Below are 2,443 nucleotides of genomic sequence, written 5' to 3'. Positions count from 1 at the left end.
AAAATATTAGCATTATAACAAATGTTATTATTAAAAATTCTTTCACTAACTTTTTATTCATAAATACTCCTATCATCTCTACAAATTAGGATTTGTCTACTTAACAAACTGGGATTTACTTATATCTATTCCTATAAAAGTGTCAATATATATCCGTCTATCAGAGCAATTAGCAGATACATAATAAAGGCTCTGATAAACGCTTCTATATGCTTTTTCGGATTTTGATACAATTCCTTTTCTGGTATTTTTCTTAAACGAACACGCTTTGTATTCCGCCACCATAAAAGGTCTACAATAAATAAGTCAAAGATATTCAATCCCTGTCCTATAATACTTAAACAAAGAAAATTATGTGTGAAGCCATTTTCTTTGATAAACAACCCTAATATAAATAGTACGAACAGAAATAACAGAAAATTGGATACAAATGTAACCACTTTATTGCTTTCCTTAAATTTTCCTTGATATTCTGCAATACTCTTTATTCGATTTTGCACTTCATCTGGATAAGATGAATAGCTTTTTAAATTTTTGTTATCTGTACCTGTTCCCCAAAAACATATTAGAAAAAACGCGATACATAAAATTACGATTTCGATTATTATAATCATTCTGTTTCACTCCAAATTCCAATTTTTCGCTTTCTTTATAAACTGAAATTTTCACCTTATTTCTTTTCTTTTATTTTCATCACAATAATAGGTGAAAATAATGTTGATAATACTACCAACAACCATAGATTTCCTGTAAAAATATTATATGATTGTAATAAACCTGCAAATCCATCTCCAGCTTTGATGTATGATGATAAATCAAATAAATTTGTCAGTATAAACCACATTATGCCGAATATAATATAATCTCTTTTCACACAGTTCTTTATTTTAGGTACTAGCAGATAGGCAACAATAAAAATGCATACACTTAAAATAATTCCACTTAACGGGCGTGCTAACACACCAAGATTAACGAGTACGTATTCTCGAAATCCCCCATTTAATATTGCAATCGGTATAATCATAACCCAAATCAAAAATGCAAACACATACTTTTTCATATAGACCTCCAAAACTATAATTCTTCAATGTACTTCAACAATGGTCCTAAATACGACTTATCTGTCCAATCACACTTTTGCCCCACTGCACACATCAATGCTTTTTGCCAAGGTTCATATTCGTTTGGATTTTGCTTTGCAACTGCTTTCTGTAACATCTTGCAAAGCGTTCTATCCGTAAACTTCATTTTCTCTTCATCCCATGCTCCACGACAATAGAACAATGGAATATTACTAAGTGTATCTTTAAAATGCAACTCCCTTACCTGTTGTATTGCTTTCTCATCATATGGAGAAGCACCAACTGCAAATACTACAATCTTCTTGTCTGTCAACTGCCCTATATTTTTCTTTAAGAATTGCAGCCCTGCAATACCAGAAGCATAAACACCTCCACCTAGAATGATAACATCATAATTCAGCAAATTAGCAACTTTAGAATTCTTAGTTTCTGCATAATCATAGCCAAGTTCCTCCACTAACCAATCTACATACTTTTTCGTTGCTCCATATTTAGATTGATATAGAATAATACCTCTACTCATAATTTCGAATCTCCTTTAAATTATCTTCAATTTGTATAATGGTCTGTATAGTAGTCTGTAACTGTTCCTCAGACACTCCCGCAAACATTCTCTTCAAAAGAGCCCTACTCATTTCATCGTTTTTCTCACAAAACTCTTGGCAATAATCAGTAAGTTCAATGCGTTGTTTTCTCTTATCCTGCTCATCCACAGAAATACTTACAAAGCCCTTCTTCTCCAGTTTCAAGAGGATCTGCTTTACATTCTGATGAGAGCTACCCATGATTTCCGCTAACTCCTTAACTGTAGGAGGAGTTTTGCATAAGTTGATACATATGATTGCAAAAAACTGTTTCCAGCTAATTTCTTTCATAGTACTATCCGCCATTGTCTGAAATCTGTTCTCAAAGGCACTTAGCAATCCCAACAGAAAATAGGATGATTCAAAGCCTGTAAAATTCACTTTATCACTTCTGATTACTTCCTTTAAATTCATTACGCCCTCCAATAGGTAATATGTTACTTTATTTAAGGTAATACATTACCTTTTCTTTGTCAATAGAAAAAGACGGACAAAATATCCGCCTTTAACAAAACAGAAAATTCCAATTTATAGAGATATTATACATTTATTTTTACCCTATGTTTTATAAATTCTAAATTCTGAAGAAGAATCTATGCTTCAATGAATAAAGGACAACACAATACTTTTAAAAAGTTATCACCCGATTTTTTCAGTATAGAATCAGAAATTTTCTATACTGAAAACAAAGGGAGATAGAGGTACATATTGTTGACTCTGACATAATTCAACTTTACGCTTATATTGGATGAAAACAGTACTTTCCAGATATTGAAA

Annotated in this window: 4 protein-coding genes; all 4 read right to left on the bottom strand. The window is 31.6% G+C overall.

The genetic code is table 11. The features are described 5' to 3' along the window. Window positions 1-131: 131 nt before the first annotated feature. The 4 genes from G413_RS0110445 to G413_RS0110430 are packed head-to-tail and all read right to left on the bottom strand — an operon-like array spanning window position 132 to window position 2,080. The gene (locus G413_RS0110445; RefSeq protein ID WP_022790800.1) at window positions 132-614 is read right to left on the bottom strand and encodes a hypothetical protein; all 483 of its coding nucleotides are present in this window, start codon (window positions 612-614) and stop codon (window positions 132-134) included. Window positions 615-670: 56 nt separating this feature from the next. Beyond that, window positions 671-1,060, bottom strand: coding sequence for a hypothetical protein (locus tag G413_RS0110440; RefSeq protein ID WP_022790799.1), 390 nt, complete (start codon window positions 1,058-1,060; stop codon window positions 671-673). Window positions 1,061-1,074: 14 nt separating this feature from the next. Beyond that, window positions 1,075-1,605 (bottom strand): flavodoxin domain-containing protein, encoded by a 531-nt coding sequence (locus tag G413_RS0110435; RefSeq protein ID WP_027969187.1) that lies wholly within the window; start codon window positions 1,603-1,605, stop codon window positions 1,075-1,077. Then, the gene (locus G413_RS0110430) at window positions 1,598-2,080 is read right to left on the bottom strand and encodes a MarR family winged helix-turn-helix transcriptional regulator (RefSeq protein WP_022790798.1); all 483 of its coding nucleotides are present in this window, start codon (window positions 2,078-2,080) and stop codon (window positions 1,598-1,600) included. The genes G413_RS0110435 and G413_RS0110430 overlap by 8 nt, the downstream gene beginning before the upstream one ends. Window positions 2,081-2,443 lie beyond the last annotated feature (363 nt).

Source organism: Faecalicoccus pleomorphus DSM 20574 (genome assembly GCF_000420345.1).
Taxonomy (GTDB): Bacteria; Bacillota_I; Bacilli_A; order Erysipelotrichales; family Erysipelotrichaceae; genus Faecalicoccus; species Faecalicoccus pleomorphus.
Note: the sequence above shows the minus strand (reverse complement) of the source record. Positions and strands in the feature narration are given on the sequence as shown.

Excerpts from the sequence above, each read along its gene's own strand:
- G413_RS0110430 (WP_022790798.1), bottom strand. The coding sequence starts at position 2,080 with ATGAATTTAAAGGAAGTAATCAGAAGTGATAAAGTGAATTTTACAGGC.
- G413_RS0110435 (WP_027969187.1), bottom strand. The coding sequence starts at position 1,605 with ATGAGTAGAGGTATTATTCTATATCAATCTAAATATGGAGCAACGAAA.
- G413_RS0110445 (WP_022790800.1), bottom strand. The coding sequence starts at position 614 with ATGATTATAATAATCGAAATCGTAATTTTATGTATCGCGTTTTTTCTA.
- G413_RS0110440 (WP_022790799.1), bottom strand. The coding sequence starts at position 1,060 with ATGAAAAAGTATGTGTTTGCATTTTTGATTTGGGTTATGATTATACCG.